This is a genomic window from Bradyrhizobium sp. SOJA106, assembly GCF_059448745.1.
The window spans coordinates 6,540,619-6,561,707 of sequence record NZ_CM182549.1 but is presented as its reverse complement, the minus strand read 5'-3'; the positions used below and the strand labels follow the sequence as shown (position 1 = coordinate 6,561,707).

Genomic DNA, 21,089 nt, shown 5'->3' with positions numbered 1-21,089 from the left:
TGCAATGTTGCCTCAATTCGGTACCGCGGTTCGCAAGAACAAGAACCTCACCAAGACCGTCACCATCGATGGCGGCGGCGGCGCGCCGGACAAGGCGTCGGTCGATGCCGCTTGGCTCGTCCTCGAAGCCGCCAACGATCTCGGCGATCATGCCGCGATCGAAGCCTGCCGGCGCGTCATTGACGCCGAGCTGACCGGGACCGTGGCCCGCAGCTCGGACGTCGATCTCGTGCTGGGGTATTTCAGGTAGGACCTCGTAGAAGAGCGAGAGCGCAAGGCAAGCCATCCTGGTTGCGGGGCTGCTTCCCTCGTCATTGCGAACAGCCCTCGCGACGAAGCAATCCGGACTGCGGCGCGTCCTCTCCTCTCGCCCAAATGCGAAAGGCCCCGCCGCAGCGGGGCCTCCTTGCTCAATCATGCCGGACCGCATCAATCGTCCCAGTCATGATATCGGCGGATCACGACGCCGCGGTCGTAGTCGCGATCGCGGTGATACCAGCCATGATGCCAGCCGCGATCATGCTCGTAGATGCGCGCGCGCGGGCCCTCATAATAGTCTCTGTCGCCGCCGACATAGACGCCGATGCCGCCCGCATTGGCGATTGCAGGGGCACCGACTGCAAGCGTCGCTGCCGCCGCAAGAGCGTAAGCCAGCTTCTTCATCTGTTCCTCCTTGGTTTGCATCGTCGCGGGTCAACGACCGCGGCCATCACCTGTTGCAGGAACAGCGACGAAACTTTCTTGAACGTCTGTTCAGGTCGGTTGCGTTCAAGCGCTGCAGTGAAGGAGTTGCACTGGAACTGCGAGATGCAAGTTCTTCTGTTCCGCTGCATGCGTTCGGCTTGAACGGCCGGACCGCTTCACGGTCCGGCCGTTGTCGAGCGCCGACGTGTTGGCGCCGCCATCGACGGTCAATGTCGAGCCGGTGATATACGCCGGATACGGTAGATCACGACATCTCGCCGCGATGAATAGTGCTCTTCTCGAGAACGTAGTTCGCCTTCTCCAGCACGCGGCGGGACGCGCCATGGCCGACGAAGACAAGGCCAATGAGGGAGGGCAGCTCGAGTTGCGTCAGACCGATCCCGTCAGCGCGGTCGCGATCTCGCTAGCAAGTCCCTGGCCCCAGAACTCGCGCTTGAACGTATAGGCAATCTCGATCTCGTCGATGTCATCGACAACGATGTGCCGGATGCCTGCCCGTCCGGCGAACGCCCCGTCTTCGTTCGCAGCATCCACAGCCCAAAACCGTGCCGATCCCAATGCGCGATGTTGACGGCGAGGTATTGCTTCGTCGCCTCAGCCTGCCGCACGCCGTCGAGATAGCGCGACACCTCGGGATCGAGATGCAGCGCGATGAGGTCCGCGAGGTGATCGTCACGCAGCCGCTCGGCGATGAGCCTTTCCGTGCTGAAGTGATCCATGGAAGCAGTTCGTCACTTTGGAGCCGGTCGTCACTTTGGAGCCGGTCGCGATCTTGATGATGCCATGGTGCCCCTATTCCGCCCGGCGGGTCAACCGACGCCCGGCTCGTATCCCGGCGCCTCAGGCGCTCGGATGAATGTGGTCAATCGGCAGCTTGATCTGAATCAAGCACGCGGATGGCGGCCGCACCACAACGCGACTCCAGGGGCTGGTGATATTTTGGTGCGCAATGATTCCGACCTGGTACGTCACCTTCGAGGTGCAACAGCGAGGCATTCTGCCGAGGCAACGAAGCCCGCGTGAAACGAAGACCTTTGCGACTGAGCAGGAAGCGAAGGAGTTTGCGCGGGTCAAGCGCGATGAGGGACTTTCCGTCTTTGCAGGTACGATCAACCCGCACCTTCCGAAACGGCTGATCCCGACCTCGGGCATCAATGCGTGGCTTGCCGACGAACAGGACAGCGCCGCAGCACCCGGCAGTTCGGATAAGGGCTAAGCACGTTTCCGTGCATAGCGATCGCGCTCGAGTGTTGCCATTTTGGTACGGGCCAGGAATCCCCTTGCGGCTAAACTCCAGGGTGTTCGCAGCACTTATGCACGTCAGCCTGCGTAAGGGCTCGTTTCTGAAAGAAGATATTTGAGCAAAGGGGACGAAACGATGAGGAAGCTTTCGATCGCGGCGATCGGCTTCGCGGCGCTGAGCATGGCGGCTCCGGCGATGGCGGCCGATATGGCTGTCAAGGCGGCGCCGCCGCCGGTTCCGGTAGCAGCAGTGTACAACTGGACCGGATTTTACATTGGCGCCAATGGGGGCTGGGGTCAGAGCCATGGTTGCGTGGATTTCATCACGCCCGCAGGGGCCGTTGCAGCTGGCTGCGCGGATCGCTCCGGCGGCCTCGCCGGCGGACAGATCGGGTATCGCTGGCAGACCAATCAATTTGTGCTCGGCCTGGAAGCCCAGGGCGATTGGGCCGAGATCAAGAACACGCGCGTCAGCCTGATCGATCCGTTGATCTCGACCACGGGCAAGATCGACGCCATCGGGCTGTTCACCGGCCAGCTCGGCTGGGCGTGGAACGCTTCGCTGCTCTATGTGAAGGGCGGCGCCGCCGTGACGCGCAATCGCTTCGACATCTTCAACAACGTCACCGGCGTCGGCCTCGCTTCGGCAGGCCACACGCGCTGGGGCGGCGCGCTGGGCGTCGGCTGGGAATATGGCTTCTCGCCGAACTGGTCGGTTGGCATCGAGTACGACCATCTCTGGATGGGACGTGACAGCAGCGGCTTCGCAGGCGTGGTCACGCCCGGCGGATTCACCCTTACCGGCAGCGGGGTCACGCAGGACGTGGACATGGTCACGCTTCGGCTGAACTACCGCTTCGGCGGTTTCGGTGCGCCGGTCACGGCGCGCTATTGATCTGAAGTCTCCCGGTGAACTCAGGCCCCGGCATCGACCGGGGCCTTTTTCATTTCATGGGAGGTCGCAAGGAGCCTGATGCTGACGACGTCGGTTCTGCCGGTCGAGGCTCGCGAGTTTCTGCCTCCATGAGAACGGCGAAGCCGTTAATGGCAGCTTTCGATGACGCCATTATGCCGGTGTTTTGCCCGACGTGTCAAACGTATTTCGGATAATTCGTAATATCTCGATGACACTTCCCCGCCTACTGTGCATGGGGTTGTTTTCGCAGTTTTGGTTTCGAGGCGCTATCCCGCCCCGAGCGCGACCGCCACGTTGTACGTCAGAAGGCTCGCAGCATAGGCCAGCACCAGCATGTAGGCGAAGGTCGCCGCCATCCAGCCCCAGCTGCCGGTCTCGCGCCGGATCACGGCGAGCGTCGAGGCGCATTGCGGGGCGAAGATGTACCAGGCCAGCATCGACAGCGCGGTCGCGAGCGACCATTTCGTCGCCAGCACCTGACCGATCTGCTCGGCCGCTTCCTTGCCGCCTTCGATCGCATAGACGGTGCCGAGCGCTGCGACCGCGACCTCGCGCGCTGCCATGCCGGGGATCAGCGCCACCGCGATCTGCCAGTTGAAGCCGACGGGGGCGAGCAGCGGCTCCAGCGCCTTGCCGATCATGGCAGCGAGGCTGAAGTCGATCGCGGGTTCGGTTGCGCCGGCCGGCGGCTGCGGGAACGAGGCGAGGAACCAGATCAGCACCATCATCGAGAAGATCGTGGTGCCGGCGCGGTAGAGGAACATCTTGGCGCGGGTGTAGATGCCGATCACGATCGATTTCAGCCTGGGCATCTTGTAGTCGGGCAGCTCCAGCATGAACGGGGCCGGCGCATAGTCGCGGATCATGAAGAACTTGATCACGAACGAGACGGCGAGCGCGCTGACGATGCCGGTGGCGTAGAGGCCGAACATCACGAGGCCCTGGAGATTGATGAAGCCCCAGACGTCCTTCGCGGGAATGAAGGCGGAGATGATCAGCGTGTAGACCGGGATGCGCGCCGAGCAGGTCATCAGCGGCGCGATCAGGATCGTGGTCAGCCGGTCGCGTTTGTCGTCGATCACGCGCGTCGCCATGATGCCGGGAATGGCGCAGGCAAAGCTCGACAAGAGCGGAATGAAGGCGCGGCCGTGCAGCCCCGCGCCGCCCATGATGCGGTCCATCAGGAACGCAGCGCGCGCCATGTAGCCGAAATCTTCCAGGAGCAGGATGAACAGGAAGATGAGGATGATCTGCGGCAGGAACACGATCACGCTGCCGACGCCCGCGATCGCGCCGTTCTGCAGGAAGCTCTGCAACAGGCCGTCGGGCAGGGTGGCCTGCACGAGCTCCCCGAGCGTGTCGAAGCCGGATTTGAGCAGGTCCATCGCCGGCTGCGCCCACGCGAACACCGCCTGGAACATCACGAACAGGATCAGCGCCAGCACGATCAGCCCGCCGACGGGATGCAGCACCACCGCATCGATCCGCGCGGTCCAGGTGTCGGGCCTGGCAGGCAGGCTGACGCAATCGGCGATGATGCGATCGGCCTCGCGCTGGGTGGCGCGTAATTCGGAGACGCTGAGCGCGCGCCAGCTGCTCTCCGCGGGCTCGGCCGAGAGCTTGGCCGAGATCTCGTCGGTCAGCGCCAGCAGATCGGCGGTGCCACCCTTGCGCACCGCGATCGAGGTGACCACGGGCACGCCGAGCTCCTTGGCGAGCCGCTCGACGTCGACGGTGATGCCGCGGCGGCTCGCGATGTCGAACATGTTGAGCACGAGGATCATCGGCCGTCCCGTGCGCTTGAGCTCCAGCAGCAGGCGGATGGTCAGGCGCAGATTGGTGGAATCGGCGACGCACAGCACGAGATCTGGAACGATCTCGCCGGAAGCCTTGCCGAGCACGAAGTCGCGGGTGATCTCCTCGTCCGGGCTGCGGCCGCGCAGCGAATAGGTGCCGGGCAGGTCGACCACTGAGACCTGACGCCCCAGCGGCGTGACGAAGAAACCTTCCTTGCGCTCGACGGTGACGCCCGGATAGTTCGCGACCTTCTGCCGGCTGCCGGTCAGCGCATTGAACAGCGAGGTCTTGCCGCTGTTGGGCGTGCCGACCAGGGCGAGATGCAGCAGGGGTAATTCCATGTGATCAAAGGCCTTGGGAGCAGCTGTCCGGTCGCCAACTAGGCGACGATGATGGCCATGGCTTCGCGGCGACGCACCGCGATCGTGATGTTGTCGACCCGCACGGCGATCGGATCGCGTCCGACCAGCCCCTCGTGCAGGATCTCGACCCGGGCCCCCTCGACGAAGCCGAGCTCGATCAGCCGGCTCTCCAGCTCGATGTCCGGGAGCGCCGAGCCTGCATCCTTGGCGGAAAGGTGCTGGATGACGCCGGTATAGCCGCGCTGGGCCAGGCCCAACGGCATCTCGCGGCGCGTGTCATGGGTATCGGTCATGCCCTGTATTTTCAACGCAGGGCAGTGAGGTCAAGCGCACGGGTCGGCCGAAGCTGCACCTTAGAGCTATTTTAAAGTGCAGGTGACCGGGGCCAGGCAAACGGGCCGGCGTCTATTGGGCCGGGACCTTTTCCGGCTGCATGGTGGCCATGGCGCGGCTCTTGAAGTAGTCGAGCACGAACAGGCGGATCGCCGAGGACAGATTGCCCTGTTGGCGGTTGCTGTCGATCTCGCCGACCAGCTCGGACAGCGTCATGTTGCGCAGGCCCGAGATCTCCTTCATGCCGTTCCAGAACGCCTCTTCCAGGCTGACGCTGGTCTTGTGGCCGGCGACTACGATCGACCGTTTCACGACGGGCGACTTCATGGCTGCTCCTCGCGATCGATCTGATGCTGGTCCAGATGCGCCTTCGCCTTGTCCGCGCGCGTCTCCTCCGCCGACCGCTCCGCCTTCGTGCGGCCGAACTTCGCCCGGTTGGCGTCCGCCTGCTTCGCCGAGGCTTCCCGCTCGGCGCGCTTCCTGAAACGATTCAGGTTGATGACGTTCCCCATGCCGCGTCTCCATCATCCGATCCTCATCAGGCAGGATGAAACATTCAGAAACAGGGTGGCGCGCTGCGCCCCACAAGACTTGATCGTCATTCGCTGATCCTCGTCAATCGGCCCTTAGGGCCATCAAACGATGAATTTCGCCCGTCAAGGGCAGACGGCGGCGTAACACGCCGTCCGGCCAGAACATTGACGGTAATCAAATCCCGCCTATAAAGCCGCATATTTCTGAGCGTCGAGCGTCCGTATCATTACGGATGACTATCGGAATTCGGAAATTTAGCCCGGGCTGGTCATCCTCTCGGGGCGCACCAGGCGGTCGAACTCCTCCGCCGAGACGAAGCCGAGCCGCAGCGCCTCCTCCTTCAGCGTGGTGCCGTTGGCATGCGCCGTCTTGGCGACCTTGGCGGCGTTGTCGTAGCCGATCCTCGGGGCCAGTGCCGTGACCAGCATCAGCGAGCGCTGCATCAGCTCCTTGATGCGCTTTTCGTCGGCGCGGATGCCGCTGACGCAATGTTCGGTGAAGGAGCGCGCCGCATCCGCCATCAGGCGGATCGAGTGCAGCATATTGTAGGCCAGCACCGGCTTGTAGACGTTGAGCTCGAAATGGCCCTGGCTGCCAGCGACTGTGATGGCGGTGTGATTGCCGAACACCTGGCAGCACACCATGGTCATCGCTTCGCACTGCGTCGGATTGACCTTGCCCGGCATGATCGAGGAGCCGGGCTCGTTCTCCGGCAGGATCAATTCGCCGAGCCCCGAGCGCGGCCCCGATCCGAGCAGGCGGATGTCGTTGGCGATCTTGAACAGGCCGGTCGCGACGGAGTTGATCGCGCCGTGCGCCAGCACATAGGCGTCGTTCGAGGCCAGCGCCTCGAATTTATTGGCGGCGCTGGTGAAGGGGAGCTTCGTAATCCCGGCAACGTGCTTTGCGAACAGTTTTGCAAAGCGCGGCTTTGAGTTGAGGCCGGTACCCACCGCGGTGCCGCCCTGCGCCAGCGGATAGAGGTCCTTCACCGCGACCTTCAGCCGCGCGATGCCGCTTTCGACCTGCGCGGCATAGCCTGAAAATTCCTGGCCGAGCGTCAGCGGCGTCGCATCCTGGGTGTGGGTGCGGCCGATCTTCACGATCTTCGAAAACTCCTTTTCTTTTTCGCGCAATGTCCCGAGCAGCTCACCGAGGGCGGGGACGAGATCGCTGTTGATGCGGCTCGCGGCTGCGATGTGCATCGCGGTCGGGAAGGAGTCGTTCGACGACTGGCTCATGTTGACGTGGTCGTTGGGATGCACCGGCTTCTTGGCGCCGAGTTCGCCGCCGAGCAACTCGTTGGCGCGATTGGCGATCACCTCGTTGAGGTTCATGTTGCTCTGGGTGCCGGAGCCCGTCTGCCACACCACAAGCGGGAAATGGTCGTCCAGCTTGCCCTCGATCACCTCGCGTGCGGCGCGGATGATGGCGTTGGCCCGGCGCTCGTCGAGCAGGCCGAGCTCGAGGTTGGACTGCGCCGCGGCGAGCTTGACGATGCCGAGCGCATGCACGAGCGCAATCGGCATGCGGTCGGTGCCGATGCGGAAATTCTGGCGCGAGCGCTCGGTCTGCGCCCCCCAATAGCGATCGGCGGGGACCTCGATCGGACCGAAGCTGTCGGTCTCGGTGCGGGTTGGGGTGTTGCGCGCGGGGCGGGTCGTCTTTGAGTTGGCAGCTTTGGCCATGAGCATATCCATCCTGTCGCGCGAAACGCCGCGCGGCCTTCTGATATGCCTCTCTATATAGGCAGTGGGGGCGAGCGCGACGGCCGCGCGCCCAACCTAGATCATTTCTTGCGGAAACGATCGAGCCGCACGACCTCGGCGCCACCCTGGCCCGGCGGGGTCGGCTCGTCGGCGGCTTCTGCCTTCTCAGCGGCAGGCGCGGGCACCGAAACGGCGGAAGGAGCGGGGGCTGCCGGCAATGTCTCCGGCGCGACCTCGGCGACATCGGAGGTGTCGAACTGGAGGCCGAATTTCACGGACGGATCGAGGAAGCTCTTGATGGCGCAGAACGGCACCACCAGCCGCTCCGGAATGCCGCCGAAGGACAGGCCGACCTCGAAACGATCCTCGAGCACGGTCAGGTCCCAGAACTGGTGCTGGAGGATGATCGTCATCTCTTCGGGATATTGCGCGAGCAGCCGCGGCGACAGCTTCACGCCTTCGGCCTTCGACACGAAGGTGATGAAGAAATGGTGCTCGCCCGGCAGGCCATGGGCCGCGGCATCGGTCAGCACCTTCCGCAACACGCCGCGCAGCGCGTCGCGGGCCAGCACATCGTATCGGATATGATCGGTCGCCATGGTGGTCCTGTTGCATTCCAGGAGTTGGGCCCTGCCGGCCCGACTCGCCAAGCCGCAATAGTACCGCGCCTGACGGGTCAGCAGGAGTCCCCCGCCGGGGAGGAAATCAAAGAGTAAAGTGGAGGCTTCTGTTGCCAGGTGCCTCCGAACCCCGCCTAGCGGAGCTTAACCCACTAGGACTTTAGAGTGGTCTTTCAAACTGCGTTACGCAGCCTGAGCAACCGGAGCAAAGTTGTCGTTGGCAACTATTGCAGTAGCCCGATAACGGCGGAACAATACCGGGAAAAAGTTCGCCCTTTACACCCTCGTCGATCCTATTTCGCCCCCGCCAAAGCCCGCTCTGGCAATAGCCCTGAAGTGGGCTTTGGTGGAGGCGCCGGGTACCGCCCCCGGGTCCGAATGGTTTATTACGACGACCGTTTATTTCCATAGCCGGCGAACCGGCACCCCCAATATAGGTGGCAAAGGTTTCAAAAAACAGGGGTTTCGAGCACCGATCCCGCTGTTCCCTTTGGATAGGTTCCGGACCCCCCGGGGCTGGTCAATGCTTTGGTCTTGCGAGAGGCTTGGGCCGGTGCGCGCGAATGGTTGCGCGCATCTCTTGCCCGGCACTCTCGATCGCCGTGGCCTTGCGCATAATGAGGCTGCCGCTCAAGCGAACGTACGCCGACAGTGTCGGCGTCGTTTAATTTCCTGCGGCGGAAAGTAGCAGCATGCACCGGCCGCAGCCCGAATTTGGTGCTTCGTTACGTTGATCGGCTTGATCCATGCATTGCTTCTGACGTGATGGTTGCGGTGGTCGCGTCCATCTCGCGCGTCAATCGACTCTCGCTTCTGTCTGCCGGCGGCGTGTTGGGTTTTGCTGGCATTGTGTGATGAAAATCGCTAGGCAGTGATGCGGCCCGGGGATCCCTTTCCAGCCGATTTGAACAACAGTGCTCGTGACTTACGGGTCGCGGAGGAGACATCCATGGCCGATACGATGGGCCACTCAGCGACAGCCACCCGAAACACTTCGGTGGCGCTCGGCTTTTGTTTGCTGGCGATTGCGCCGCAGATTTTCGAATTCATCTGGTCGATCGGGACCATCTTCGGCTGGGGTGCGGGACGCGGCCCGGCCACCGTTCTGATCAGCCACGCCACCGCGCTGGTGGCGGGTGCGCCCGCAGCCCTGATCGCAGCGGCCGGCGGTGAGACCAAGAAGGCGTCATCCGATGTGCTGCTCGCGCTGATCTATTCCTACCCCGTCTTGGCCGTGGCGATCGTCACGCTGTTCATGACCATCCGCTCGGCGCAGGACTATGTCGGCGGCGTCATTTTGATGGCGGTCGCGTTGTTTGCGCTGTGGGCTTCCAGCGATTTGCAGGGCATGCGCGGCTTCTCCTTCGGCGCCGGCACCGCGCCGCGGATGTTCGGCGGGCTGCTTGTCGCGCTGTCCGCCGGCATCGCCCTGACCGGTCTTCTGGCGGACGGGCCGGGAATGTCTCATTATTCCTGGCGCGGGCCGCTGTTCGTGATGGTCGCGATCCTGTTCTTCGCGCTCGCGATCCGGCCGCTCGGCCTCGTGGTCACGGCCTTCGTCAGCTTCATGATCGCCGCGACCGGGTCGCATGAGACGCGGTGGCTGGAGGCTGCCATCGTCGGCGCCTGCCTGACGCTCGGCTGCGCGATCCTGTTCCCCTACGTGCTCGGGCTGCCGATGCCAATGTTTCCGCGTTTCCTGGTCCAGTGAGGGCGTGATGGATATTTTTGCCAACCTGGCTCACGGCTTCGCCGTCGCGCTCTCTCCGATCAACCTCCTGATGTGTCTGATCGGCGCCCTCGTCGGCACGCTGGTCGGCGTTCTCCCCGGTATCGGCACCATCGCAACCGTCGCGATGCTGCTGCCGATCACCTTCGGTCTGCCGCCCGTCGGCGCGCTGATCATGCTCGCCGGCATCTATTACGGCGCGCAATATGGTGGCTCGACCACGTCGATCCTGGTGAACATTCCCGGTGAGGCGACATCGGTCGTTACCGCCATCGACGGCCACCAGATGGCCAAGCAGGGCCGTGCCGGCCCGGCGCTCGCGATCGCCGCGATCGGCTCGTTCTTTGCTGGCTGCGTCGCGACCGTCTTGATCGCCGTCCTCGGGGCGCCACTCACGAAGCTCGCGCTGGCGTTCGGTCCGGCCGAGTATTTCTCGCTGATGGTGCTCGGCCTGATCTTCGCGGTCGTGCTGGCCAAGGGCTCGGTGCTGAAGGCGATCGCGATGATCGTATTCGGCCTCCTGCTCTCGATGGTCGGCTCGGACATCGAGACCGGCGCCTCGCGCATGGCGTTCAACATTCCGGAACTCGCCGACGGTCTCGGCTTTGCGACGGTGGCGATGGGTGTCTTCGGCTTCGCCGAGATCATCCGCAACCTCGATGCCGGCGCCGAGATGAACCGCGATCTCGTGCAGCAGAAGATCACCGGGTTGATGCCGACCAGGAAGGATCTGGTGGACTCGACGCCGCCGATCCTGCGCGGCACCGTGCTCGGCTCGATCCTCGGCATCCTGCCGGGCGGCGGCGCGGTGATCGCCTCGTTCGCGGCGTACACGCTCGAGAAGAAGCTCGCGAAGGATCCGAAGCGGTTTGGTCGCGGCGCGATCGAAGGCGTGGCGGCGCCGGAAAGCGCCAACAACGCCGCGGCGCAGACCTCCTTCATTCCGCTGCTCACGCTCGGCATCCCGCCGAACGCGGTGATGGCGTTGATGGTCGGCGCGATGACCATCCACGGCATCGTGCCGGGTCCGCAGGTGATGCAGAAGCAGCCGGATCTCGTCTGGGGCATGATCGCCTCGATGTGGATCGGCAACCTCATGCTCATTATCATCAACCTGCCGCTCGTGGGCATCTGGGTCCGCCTGCTGCGCGTGCCTTACCGGCTGATGTTCCCCTCGATCGTGATCTTCTGCGCGATCGGCATCTACTCGGTGAACAATGCACCGGTCGACGTCATCCTCGCCGGCGTGTTCGGTCTCGTCGGCTACTGGCTGATCAAGCACGATTTCGAGCCGGCGCCGCTGCTGCTCGGCATGGTGCTCGGGCCGTTGATGGAAGAGAACCTGCGCCGTGCGCTGCTGATCTCGCGCGGCGACTGGAGTGTGTTCCTGACGCGTCCGTTGTCGGCGGTGCTGCTGGCGATCTCGCTGGGCCTTCTGGTTCTGACGGTGTTGCCGACGCTGCGCGCCAAGCGCGACGAGGTGTTCACCGAATCCGAGAACTGATCGCGTCGTTGCGGCACCCTCGCTGCGTCCGCGCGGCGGCCTGCGTCCGCGCGCCGCATTCGGAAGTCGAATCGACGTCTGTGATGTCTTCGTGACATGAAAATGCCGGCCCTTGTGGCCGGCATTTTTGTTCGTGTCCCGGGAAAACGACATGACCTCTCTTCGCGCGCGTGCTACGAGCGCATGCGCTGCAGCGCTGGCGTCGCTGTGCCCCTTTGTCGCACCGGCGAAAGCCCAAAACTATCCGACGCGCAGCATCACCATGATCGTCCCGTTCGCAGCGGGCGGGCCGACCGACGTCATCTCGCGCATCGTCACCGCGCATATGGCGCAGACGCTGGGACAGAGCATCATCATCGAGAACGTGGTCGGCGCTGGCGGCACCACCGCGACCACGCGTGCGGCGCGTGCCACCAATGACGGCTACACGCTCATCACGGGGCATATGGGCACCCATGCGGCGTCCGTGCCGCTCTATCTCAAGCTCGCCTATCATCCCGAAAAGGATTTTGAGCCGATCGCGTTGCTCGCGGGCACGCCGATCCTGATCCTCGCGCGCAAGGATTTTCCGCCGAAGGACCTCCAGCAGTTCGTGACTTACGTGAAGGCCAATGCCGAGAAGGTGAACGCAGCGCATGCCGGCGTCGGCTCGGTCTCGCATGTCTCCTGCGAGCTCCTGCACTCGATCCTCGACGTCAAGCCGGTCGGCGTGCCCTTCAACGGCACGGTCCGGCGATGAACGCGCTGGTGGCGGGCCAGGTCGACTACATGTGCGACCAGATCGTCAACGCGGTTCCGCAGATCAACGCCGGCACCATCAAAGCCTATGCGATCGCAACGCCCGAGCGCAATCCGTCGCTGCCGAACGTGCCGACCACGGCGGAAGCGGGCCTGCCGGCGTTCCAGGCCCAGGCCTGGAACGCGATGTTCGCGCCCAAGGGAACCTCGCCCGCGATCATTGCGAGCCTGAACGCGGCCGCGATCAAGGCGCTCGACGACGAGACCGTGAAGAAGCGCCTGCTCGAGCTCGGCAGCGTTATCCCGGCGGCCAGGGACCGGACGCCGGAGGCGCTGGCGAGCCTCGTCAAAAGCGAGATCGTGAAGTGGAGCCCGGTGCTCAAGCCGGCGACTTAATCAGCACTTTCAACCTGATAGGCGAGGGTGGGACTTAAGTTCCGCCCCTTGTCGTTTGCCGCGGGAACGCTCACCTTTTCCGGGTATAATCTGTGGGAGCAGCGAATCGCCGCTGTCGCAGCGTGGAGCGCGCCGTTAAGTTCGCCGCCTCCCCAAAGGCTCTATCGCACATGCACCAATATCAGGACCTGCTCGAGCGAATTCTTTCAGACGGCGCCGAGAAGACCGACCGGACCGGCACCGGCACGCTGTCGGTGTTCGGCCATCAGATGCGCTTCAATCTGTCGGCCGGCTTCCCGATGCTGACCACCAAGCGGCTGCCGCTGAAGGCGATCGTGCATGAGCTGCTGTGGTTTCTGAAGGGCGACACCAACATCAAATATCTCAAGGACAATGGCGTCACCATCTGGGACGAATGGGCCGATGCCAATGGCGACCTCGGACCGGTCTACGGTCATCAATGGCGCTCCTGGCCCACCGCCGACGGGCGCAGCATCGACCAGATCGCCAACGTTGTCGACATGATCAAGCGCACGCCGGATTCCCGCCGGCTGATCGTCACCGCCTGGAATCCGGCGGACGTCGAGAAGATGGCGCTGCCGCCCTGCCATCTGCTGTTCCAGTTCTATGTCGCGAACGGCAAGTTGTCGTGTCAGCTCTATCAGCGCTCGGCCGACGTCTTCCTCGGCGTGCCCTTCAACATCGCCTCCTACGCGCTGCTCACCATGATGGTGGCGCAGGTCACGGGCCTGAAGCCCGGCGACTTCGTGCACTCGCTCGGCGACACCCACCTCTATTCCAACCATTTGGAGCAGGCACGACTGCAACTGACGCGGACGCCACGTCCGTTGCCGGTGATGCGCATCAATCCCGACGTGAAGGACATCTTCTCCTTCCGCTACGAGGACTTCGAGCTCGTCGGCTATGACCCGCATCCGCACATCAAGGCGGAAGTCGCGGTCTGACGCGGATGTCTCTCAACATCCGCCGCGCCCGCCCGGACGAAGCCGGGCTCGTTCTTGCCTTCATTCGCGAACTTGCCGAGTACGAAAAGCTTTCGCACGAGGTCGAGGCGACTGAGGCGATGATCGCGGACGCGCTGTTCGGCAGCAATCCGCGGCTTTACTGCGCGATCGCCGAATGGGACGGTGAGGCCGTCGGTTTCGCGGTGTGGTTTGCGAACTTCTCCACCTTCAGCGGCCGGCACGGCATCTATCTCGAAGATCTCTATGTGCGGCCATCACATCGGGGCAGGGGCCTCGGAAAGGCGCTGCTGGTCTATCTCGCCAGGGAATGCCTCGACAATGGCTGGTCGCGCCTGCAATGGGCGGTGCTCGACTGGAATGCGCCGTCGATCGCGTTCTACAAATCGCTCGGTGCCGTCATGATGGATGACTGGACGCTGTGCCGCGTCTCTGGTCCTGCCTTGAGGCGGCTTGCCGGGAGCGCGGCATGATGGAGATCGTCTTCGTCGTCGCGATTGCGGAGAACGGCGTCATCGGCGCCGGCAACGCGATCCCGTGGCGATTGAAATCCGACATGGCGCGCTTCAAGGCGCTCACCATCGGCAAGCCCGTGATCATGGGCCGCAAGACGTTCGAGTCGCTGCGCAGGCCGCTGCCGGGGCGCACCAACATCGTCATCACGCGCGATCCGGATTACCGCGCCGCAGGTGCCATCGTCACGACATCGGCCGCGCATGCGGGCGACGTTGCGCGCGGCGACGCCCTGCGGCGTTCGGTCGCCGAGATTGCGGTGATCGGTGGCGCCGAGATCTATCGGCAATGGCTCGATCGCGCCGATCGCCTCGAAATCACCGAACTGCATGCGCGCCCCGACGGCGACACCCATTTCGACATCGACAAGGCAGACTGGGAGGAGATGGCGCGTGTCCGCCATCCGGCCGGGCCCGACGACAGCGCCGACTACTCCTATGTGACATATCGTCGGCGGTCGTCCCATTAACCGCTTTCGCCAATGTTTACATTGACTTTTTCGTGCCCGAGCATAGCTCGGAAGACGGCGAGGGCTGCGTTGTAAGGGACCTGCCGGTCCCCTATAAAGCCGGACCGGACAATGCGGGCCGGGTTAGTTCTAGTCCCGGTCTGCCGAGGAGAACGTCGAATGCCGTGGAAGAATCAGGGCGGTGGCCCTTGGGGCTCGGGTCCGAAAGGACCATGGGGCACGGGCCCGCAACCGGTCGGTCCGAGGCCGCCGGATCTGGAAGACCTTCTGCGCCGCGGCCAGGACCGTCTCCAGCAGATCATGCCGGGCGGCTATTTCTCCGGCATCGGCATCACGCTGATCATCCTGATCATCATTGCGTTCTGGCTGCTGTCGGGCTTCTTCCGCGTGCAGTCCGAAGAGCTCGGCGTCGTACTGCGCTTCGGCAAGCACGTTCGCACCGTGCAGCCGGGCCTGAACTATCATCTGCCCTATCCCATCGAGACCGTGCTGCTGCCGAAGGCGCTGCGCGTCAACACCATATCGATCGGCATGACGCTGATCGACGATCCGGCGCGGCGAGGCCGCTCCATTCGTGACGTGCCGGAAGAGAGCCTGATGCTGACCGGCGACGAGAACATCGTCGACGTCGACTTCACGGTGCTCTGGCGCATCAAGCCGGACGGCGTCGGTGACTTCCTCTTCAACATCCAGAACCCCGAAGGCACTGTGAAGGCGGTCGCCGAGAGCGCGATGCGCGAGGTCATCGGCCGATCGCAGATCCAGCCGATCCTGACCGGCGCGCGCAACGTCACGGAGCAGGGCGTGCAGGAACTGATCCAGAGGACCCTGGACGGCTACGGCTCCGGCATTCTGATCACGCAGGTGCAGATGCAGAAGGTCGACCCGCCGGGCGAGGTGATCGCTGCCTTCCGCGACGTGCAGGCGGCGCGCGCCAATCTCGAGCAGTTGCAGAACGAAGCCCAGACCTACGCCAACCAGGTGGTGCCGCAGGCGCGCGGACGCGCGGCGCAGATCCTCCAGGCCGCCGAAGGCTACAGGGAGCAGGCGATCGCCGAGGCCAAGGGCCAGAGCGCGCGCTTCCTCAAGGTTTACGAGGAATACAAGAAGGCGCCCGACGTGACGCGTGAACGGATCTATCTGGAGACCATGGAGCGGGTGCTCGGCGGCGCGGACAAGCTCGTCTATGACGGGGGTCCCTCGGGCCAGGGCGTCGTGCCCTATCTGCCGCTCAACGAATTGGCGACCAAGCGGCCGCCCACCAGCGGCCAGCAATCGGGCGGAGGCAACCGATGAGGTCTCCGGTCACAGGTATCGTCACGCTGCTCGCACTCCTGCTCGTCGTGATCGTCGGCTACATGTCGCTGTTCACCGTGCAGCAGACCGAGCAGACCATCGTGCTGCAGTTCGGCCGGCCGGTTGACGTCGTCACCGCGCCCGGCCTGCACTTCAAGGCGCCGTGGAATTCGGTAATCAACATCGACAAGCGGATTCTCGACCTCGAGAACCCGTCGCAGGAAGCGATCGCGTCCGACCAGAAGCGGCTCGTGGTCGACGCCTTCGCGCGCTACCGTATCAAGGACGCGCTGCGCTTCTATCAGAGCGTCGGCTCGATCCAGGCCGCCAACATCCAGCTCACCACGCTGCTCAACGCGGCGCTGCGTCGCGTGCTCGGCGAGGTCACCTTCATCAACGTGGTGCGCGACGACCGCGAGAAGCTGATGCTGCGCATCCGCGACCAGCTCGATCGCGAGGCCGACGGCTACGGCATCCAGGTGGTTGACGTCCGGATCCGCCGCGCCGACCTGCCGGAGCAGAACAGCCAGGCGGTCTATCTGCGCATGAAGACCGAGCGCGAGCGCGAAGCCGCCGAGTTCCGCGCCCAGGGCGGCCAGAAGGCACAGGAGATCAAGTCCAAGGCCGATCGCGAGGCGACCGTCATTGTCGCGGAAGCCAATTCGCAGGCCGAGCAGACCCGCGGCGCCGGCGATGCCGAGCGCAACCGCCTGTTCGCCGAGGCCTACAGCAAGGATGCCGATTTCTTCGCCTTCTACCGGTCGATGACGGCGTACGAGAACGGACTGAAGGCGAGCGACACCCGCTTCCTGCTGCGGCCGGGCTCGGATTTCTTCCGGTATTTCGGTAGCCCGTCCGGCAAGACGGCGACCGAGACGCCGGCCAAGCCTTGAGTTAGACAAGCCCTGACCTAGACGGGCTCCTACTCGACGAAAGGCGGCGCCTCTGCCGCCCTTCGTCCAGACAAGAACAGCATAACGGGAGGTTCCAATCCGATGAGGTCCATTGCGTTCGCCGACTTCCTCATCGGCTTAGGCATCCTGTTCGTGCTGGAAGGCTTGATGTTCGCGGCAAGTCCGAACTGGATGCGCAAGGCCATGAAAAGCGCCATCGCCACGCCGGACAACATCCTGCGGGCAGTCGGGATCGGCTCGGCTGTGGCCGGTCTGATCCTGATCTGGGTTATGCGCCGCCCGATTTAAGCGTCACGACAACGCCAAAGTGAAGGCGAAGGATCGGTTTTCGCCGTATCATCCCGGTCCTGGGGCCCGTTAAGCTCCGCGCTTGCGCCGTCCCCCCGTTCGAGCGCAGTCTTGGAGCCGAATCCTTGGCGCCGAATCCTTTTCTCTGGAGAAACTAATGACCGCTGCCACCATTGCCCCGACCCGCTTGCGCTTAGGGCTGGCCGCGCTCGCCGTCAGTGCATTCAGCGCGTTCGGCACGCCGGCTTACGCGCGCGGACCGGAGGGCATTGCCGACGTCGCCGAGAAGGTGATCGACGCGGTCGTCAACATCTCGACCTCGCAGACCGTCGAGGCCAAGGGCGGCGCCAACAGCATGCCGCAACTGCCACCCGGCTCGCCTTTCGAGGAGTTCTTCGACGACTTCTTCAAGAACCGCAAGGGTCCTGGTGGCGGCAGCAAGGGCGGCGATAACGGCAACGGGCCGCCGCGCAAGACCAACTCGCTCGGAAGCGGCTTCATCGTCGACACGGCGGGCGTCGTCGTCACCAACAACCACGTCATTGCGGATGCCGACGAGATCAACGTCATCCTCAACGACGGCACCAAGATCAAGGCGGAGCTGGTCGGCGTCGACAAGAAGACCGACCTTGCTGTGCTCAAGTTCAAGCCGCCGAAGCCGTTGGTCGCGGTGAAGTTTGGCGACAGCGACAAGCTGCGCCTCGGCGACTGGGTGGTCGCGATCGGCAATCCGTTTAGCCTGGGCGGCACGGTGACCGCCGGCATCGTCTCGGCCAAGAATCGCGACATCTCCTCGGGTCCCTACGACAGCTACATCCAGACCGACGCCGCCATCAACCGCGGTAATTCCGGCGGCCCGCTGTTTAACCTCGAAGGCGACGTCATCGGCGTCAACACCCTGATCATCTCGCCGTCCGGCGGCTCGATCGGCATCGGCTTCGCAGTGCCATCGAAGACGGTCGCCGGCGTCGTCGACCAGCTGCGCCAGTTCGGCGAACTCCGCCGCGGCTGGCTCGGGGTGCGCATCCAGAGCGTTACCGACGAGATTGCCGAGAGCCTCAACATCAAGCCGGCGCGCGGCGCGCTGGTTGCGGGCATCGACGACAAGGGCCCCGCCAAGCCCGCCGGCATCGAGCCCGGCGACGTCGTGGTCAAGTTCGACGGCAAGGACGTCAAGGACCCCAAGGACCTCTCGCGCGTCGTCGCCGACACAGCGGTCGGCAAGGAGGTCGACGTCGTCATCATCCGCAAGGGCGAGGAGCAGATCAAGAAGGTCACGCTCGGCCGTCTCCAGGATGCCGACAAGGTGCAGGCCGCGGTGAAGACCGACGAGCCCCCGCCCGAGAAGCTGGTGACGCAGAAGGCGCTCGGCCTCGATCTCGCCGCGCTCAGCAAGGACCTGCGCTCGCGCTACAAGATCAAGGACAGCGTCAAGGGCGTGGTCGTCACAAATGTCGACGCCAATTCGGATGCGGCCGAGAAGCGCCTCTCCGCCGGCGACGTCATCGTCGAAGTCGCGCAGGAGGCCGTCTCCAGCGGCGCCGACATCCAGAAGCGCGTCGACCAGCTCAAGAAGGACGGCAAGAAATCGGTGCTGCTGCTGGTCTCGAACGGCGACGGTGAATTGCGGTTCGTCGCGCTGAGCGTGCAGTAACGTCATTTGTCATTCCGGGGCGGTGCGAAGCACCGAACCCGGAATGTCTAGGTTCCTGGTTCGGTGCTTCGCACCATCCCGGAACGACAGTTGTGTCAGGTCTCCACAAACTCCTCGCGCCGATACCCCTGCGCATAAAGCAACGCGGTCAGATCGCCGTAATCGATCCGCGCCGCTGCAGCCGAAGCGACCGCAGGCTTCGCGTGGTACGCAACGCCCAGGCCCGCCGCCTGGATCATCGCGAGGTCATTGGCGCCGTCGCCGACCACGACGGAATCGATGTCGTCGAGATCGAACGACTCCATCAGATCCACCAGCGTCGCCAGCTTCGCCGCGCGGCCCAGGATCGGCTCCTTGACCTCGCCAGTGAATTTGCCATCGCGCACGACGAGCTCGTTGGCGCGGTTCTCCTGGAAGCCGAGCTTGGCGGCGACTGCGCTGGTGAACAGGGTGAAGCCGCCGGAGACGAGGCAGGTGTAGGCGCCGTGCTTGCGCATGGTCGCGACCAGCTCACGGCCGCCTGGGGTCAGCGTGATGCGCTTCTCGATGACCTCGTCGACCACGCTGGCGGGAAGGTCCTTGAGCAGCGCGACGCGTTCGCGCAGGGCAGGCTCGAACTCGATCTCGCCGCGCATCGCGCGTTCGGTGATGGCGGCGACATGGGCCTTCATCCCGACGAGATCAGCGAGCTCGTCGATGCATTCCTGGCCGATCATGGTGGAATCCATGTCAGCGAGAAAAAGCTTCTTGCGCCGGAAGCCGACAGGCTGCACCACGATGTCGATCGGCAGGTCGCCGCGCAGCTCGCGCAAGCGCTGCGCGATGGCGTGCCGGTCGCCTTCGAGGTTATCCTGCGCGCCGCCGAAAGGGATATCGGCCGCAACCCCGTCGAACAGCCAGTGCGCCGGTTGCGCCTTCGGCAGCACGGCGCGGGCGCCGTCGACGATGGTGGAGTCGAGCGCGGGATTATCGGGGTTGCAGATCAGCGTGGCGACGAGGGACATTTGAGGTTTTCGTGAGCGAGGGGCGTACGAGCAAGGCCGTGCTTATCGCAGGCCCGACCGCCAGCGGCAAGTCGGCGCTGGCGCTGGAGCTTGCCCTCAGCGCGGGTGGAATCGTCATCAATGCCGATTCCATGCAGGTCTACCGCGATCTCCGCATCATCACGGCCCGCCCCACGCATGCCGAGGAAGCGCGCGCACCGCACCGGCTCTACGGTCATGTCGATGCGGCCGTGAATTTCTCGGCCGGCGCCTGGGTGAGCGATGCAGCGAACGCGCTCGAAGAGGCGCAAGCCGAGGGCCGCCTGCCGATCTTCGTCGGCGGTACCGGGCTCTATTTCAAGGCGCTGACGGCAGGCCTCTCCGTGGTGCCTCCGATTCCTCCGCAGGTGCGCGAGGACGTGCGGGCGCGGCTGGAGCAGAACGGCGTCGAGGCGCTGCATGCGGAACTCGCACGCCGCGATCCGCGCTCGGCCGAACGACTGAATCTGCGCGATCGAACCCGGATCGCGCGCGCGCTCGAAGTGATCGAGGCGACCGGCCGTTCGCTGCTGGACTGGCACCATGAGGGCCAGCCGCCGCTGCTGCCGAAAGATAGTTTTCGCGCGGTGTTCCTCGCCCCCGAACGCGACGAGCTCTATGCCCGCATCGATGCCCGCTTCGACGCGATGTTGGCTGCCGGCGCGCTGAAGGAGGTCGAGCGGCTGGCCGCCCGCCAGCTCGATCCGCTGCTGCCGGCGATGAAGGCCCATGGCGTGCCGGCGCTAATCCAGCATCTGCGCGGCGAACTCAGCCTGGAGGCGGCCGCCACGATCGGCCGTGCCGACACCCGCCACTACGCCAAGCGGCAATTCACCTGGTTCCGCCACCAACTGCCCGAATTCGAATGGGTGAAGCTGGAGGAGGCAAGGGGATGGCTGGCGGCGGCCGTGAACGCGGCGCGGGACGAGGAATAGGAGCCTCGCTCAGTCGTCGCTCCGAAATGCGCGCAGCGCGAGTTCGAACCCATACACTCGAGCACTCGTGGGGCGACGGCTTTTGGCCACCGCGGACCCCAGCAGCGGTTGTGGGCTAGGGATTCCGGGCTCAGTGCTGCGCATCGCCCCGGAATGACGGGTTGACGCGCTTTTGTACTCGGGTTCCCGCATTTACCTCTCGCCGAAGTGCGGGAACACCGCTACACTGCCAAAATCGCGCGGGAACGGCCGCTTTGCCTTGACATCCGGGCTTTCGCCGTTATGTTTCGCGCAACCTTTGGGAAGCCGAGCGCCCGCCATGCGTAACATTATTACCAAAATCCTTATCGCCGTCGTACCCAGGCACACCGCCGGGGGTGGCTAGCTGCCATCCACAAAACAGGCGGTGTGCGTGGGCCCTCTTCGGGGC

Annotated in this window: 22 protein-coding genes, 1 other RNA gene and 2 pseudogenes; 15 read left to right on the top strand and 10 right to left on the bottom strand. The window is 64.2% G+C overall.

Going from position 1 to position 21,089, the window contains the following annotated elements:
* The first annotated feature begins 4 nt into the window (after positions 1–4).
* Positions 5–250 carry a hypothetical protein gene (locus AC5V87_RS30965; RefSeq protein WP_495368752.1) on the top strand — a complete coding sequence of 82 codons (246 nt, stop codon included), beginning with the start codon at positions 5–7 and terminating at the stop codon, positions 248–250.
* 179 nt (positions 251–429) lie between these two features.
* On the opposite strand, the gene AC5V87_RS30960 is transcribed toward AC5V87_RS30965, so the two are convergent.
* Complete coding sequence (locus tag AC5V87_RS30960) at positions 430–663, bottom strand: hypothetical protein (protein WP_495368751.1); 234 nt, start codon at positions 661–663, stop codon at positions 430–432.
* Positions 664–1,074: 411 nt separating this feature from the next.
* Positions 1,075–1,352: pseudogene (locus tag AC5V87_RS30955) on the bottom strand (GNAT family N-acetyltransferase).
* Here AC5V87_RS30955 and AC5V87_RS30950 point away from each other — a divergent pair.
* The 3 genes from AC5V87_RS30950 (at position 1,263) to AC5V87_RS30940 (ending at position 2,842) form a co-directional block, all read left to right on the top strand.
* Positions 1,263–1,481 carry a hypothetical protein gene (locus tag AC5V87_RS30950; protein ID WP_495372042.1) on the top strand — a complete coding sequence of 73 codons (219 nt, stop codon included), beginning with the start codon at positions 1,263–1,265 and terminating at the stop codon, positions 1,479–1,481. The pseudogene AC5V87_RS30955 and the gene AC5V87_RS30950 overlap by 90 nt on opposite strands.
* A gap of 173 nt (positions 1,482–1,654) precedes the next feature.
* A complete protein-coding gene (locus AC5V87_RS30945) occupies positions 1,655–1,921 on the top strand; it encodes an uL10 family ribosomal protein (RefSeq protein ID WP_456836669.1) in 267 nt (88 codons plus the stop codon).
* 162 nt (positions 1,922–2,083) lie between these two features.
* Positions 2,084–2,842 (top strand): outer membrane protein, encoded by a 759-nt coding sequence (locus AC5V87_RS30940; RefSeq protein WP_495368750.1) that lies wholly within the window; start codon positions 2,084–2,086, stop codon positions 2,840–2,842.
* A gap of 287 nt (positions 2,843–3,129) precedes the next feature.
* On the opposite strand, the gene feoB is transcribed toward AC5V87_RS30940, so the two are convergent.
* From feoB to ssrA, 7 genes are all read right to left on the bottom strand, one after another.
* Complete coding sequence (gene feoB, locus AC5V87_RS30935; protein WP_495368749.1) at positions 3,130–5,001, bottom strand: ferrous iron transporter B; 1,872 nt, start codon at positions 4,999–5,001, stop codon at positions 3,130–3,132.
* A gap of 38 nt (positions 5,002–5,039) precedes the next feature.
* A complete protein-coding gene (locus AC5V87_RS30930; RefSeq protein WP_456836672.1) occupies positions 5,040–5,315 on the bottom strand; it encodes a FeoA family protein in 276 nt (91 codons plus the stop codon).
* Positions 5,316–5,427: 112 nt separating this feature from the next.
* Positions 5,428–5,682 (bottom strand): ribbon-helix-helix domain-containing protein, encoded by a 255-nt coding sequence (locus tag AC5V87_RS30925; protein WP_456836673.1) that lies wholly within the window; start codon positions 5,680–5,682, stop codon positions 5,428–5,430.
* Positions 5,679–5,867, bottom strand: coding sequence for a DUF4169 family protein (locus AC5V87_RS30920; protein WP_130364945.1), 189 nt, complete (start codon positions 5,865–5,867; stop codon positions 5,679–5,681). The genes AC5V87_RS30925 and AC5V87_RS30920 overlap by 4 nt, the downstream gene beginning before the upstream one ends.
* Positions 5,868–6,143: 276 nt before the next feature.
* Positions 6,144–7,589, bottom strand: a complete 1,446-nt coding sequence (gene fumC / locus AC5V87_RS30915; protein ID WP_495368748.1) for a class II fumarate hydratase — start codon at positions 7,587–7,589, stop codon at positions 6,144–6,146.
* Between the two features lie 89 nt (positions 7,590–7,678).
* Positions 7,679–8,197, bottom strand: coding sequence for an SspB family protein (locus AC5V87_RS30910; protein WP_456836675.1), 519 nt, complete (start codon positions 8,195–8,197; stop codon positions 7,679–7,681).
* Between the two features lie 117 nt (positions 8,198–8,314).
* Positions 8,315–8,681, bottom strand: a transfer-messenger RNA (tmRNA) gene (gene ssrA, locus AC5V87_RS30905).
* 486 nt (positions 8,682–9,167) lie between these two features.
* On the opposite strand from ssrA, the gene AC5V87_RS30900 reads away from it, so the two are divergent.
* The 10 genes and pseudogenes from AC5V87_RS30900 to AC5V87_RS30855 all read left to right on the top strand — a co-directional run bounded on the left by AC5V87_RS30900 (position 9,168) and on the right by AC5V87_RS30855 (position 18,702).
* The gene (locus tag AC5V87_RS30900) at positions 9,168–9,929 is read left to right on the top strand and encodes a tripartite tricarboxylate transporter TctB family protein (RefSeq protein WP_495368747.1); all 762 of its coding nucleotides are present in this window, start codon (positions 9,168–9,170) and stop codon (positions 9,927–9,929) included.
* 7 nt (positions 9,930–9,936) lie between these two features.
* On the top strand, positions 9,937–11,451 hold the full coding sequence (locus tag AC5V87_RS30895; RefSeq protein WP_027560523.1) for a tripartite tricarboxylate transporter permease: 1,515 nt from the start codon (positions 9,937–9,939) through the stop codon (positions 11,449–11,451).
* Positions 11,452–11,602: 151 nt separating this feature from the next.
* Positions 11,603–12,585 (top strand): annotated as a pseudogene (locus AC5V87_RS30890) (tripartite tricarboxylate transporter substrate binding protein BugD).
* A gap of 170 nt (positions 12,586–12,755) precedes the next feature.
* A complete protein-coding gene (locus AC5V87_RS30885; protein ID WP_456836678.1) occupies positions 12,756–13,550 on the top strand; it encodes a thymidylate synthase in 795 nt (264 codons plus the stop codon).
* A 5-nt stretch (positions 13,551–13,555) separates the two neighbouring features.
* Entirely contained in the window at positions 13,556–14,041 is a 486-nt protein-coding gene (locus AC5V87_RS30880; RefSeq protein WP_495368746.1) for a GNAT family N-acetyltransferase, read from the top strand.
* Complete coding sequence (locus AC5V87_RS30875; protein WP_456843250.1) at positions 14,041–14,550, top strand: dihydrofolate reductase; 510 nt, start codon at positions 14,041–14,043, stop codon at positions 14,548–14,550. Before AC5V87_RS30880 ends, AC5V87_RS30875 begins: the two co-directional genes overlap by 1 nt.
* Before the next feature lie 159 nt (positions 14,551–14,709).
* A complete protein-coding gene (gene hflK, locus AC5V87_RS30870; RefSeq protein ID WP_456836680.1) occupies positions 14,710–15,846 on the top strand; it encodes an FtsH protease activity modulator HflK in 1,137 nt (378 codons plus the stop codon).
* Positions 15,843–16,739: a protease modulator HflC gene (gene hflC, locus AC5V87_RS30865; protein WP_092212557.1), complete on the top strand. Its 897-nt coding sequence runs from the start codon at positions 15,843–15,845 to the stop codon at positions 16,737–16,739. Before hflK ends, hflC begins: the two co-directional genes overlap by 4 nt.
* Positions 16,740–16,841: 102 nt before the next feature.
* Complete coding sequence (locus AC5V87_RS30860) at positions 16,842–17,048, top strand: DUF2065 domain-containing protein (protein WP_057747247.1); 207 nt, start codon at positions 16,842–16,844, stop codon at positions 17,046–17,048.
* 157 nt (positions 17,049–17,205) lie between these two features.
* Positions 17,206–18,702, top strand: coding sequence for a Do family serine endopeptidase (locus tag AC5V87_RS30855; RefSeq protein ID WP_495368745.1), 1,497 nt, complete (start codon positions 17,206–17,208; stop codon positions 18,700–18,702).
* Between the two features lie 95 nt (positions 18,703–18,797).
* Here AC5V87_RS30855 and serB read toward each other — a convergent pair whose 3' ends face one another.
* On the bottom strand, positions 18,798–19,706 hold the full coding sequence (gene serB, locus AC5V87_RS30850; protein ID WP_456836683.1) for a phosphoserine phosphatase SerB: 909 nt from the start codon (positions 19,704–19,706) through the stop codon (positions 18,798–18,800).
* Positions 19,707–19,717: 11 nt separating this feature from the next.
* On the opposite strand from serB, the gene miaA reads away from it, so the two are divergent.
* Entirely contained in the window at positions 19,718–20,659 is a 942-nt protein-coding gene (miaA, locus tag AC5V87_RS30845; RefSeq protein ID WP_495368744.1) for a tRNA (adenosine(37)-N6)-dimethylallyltransferase MiaA, read from the top strand.
* The last annotated feature ends 430 nt before the right edge of the window (positions 20,660–21,089 follow it).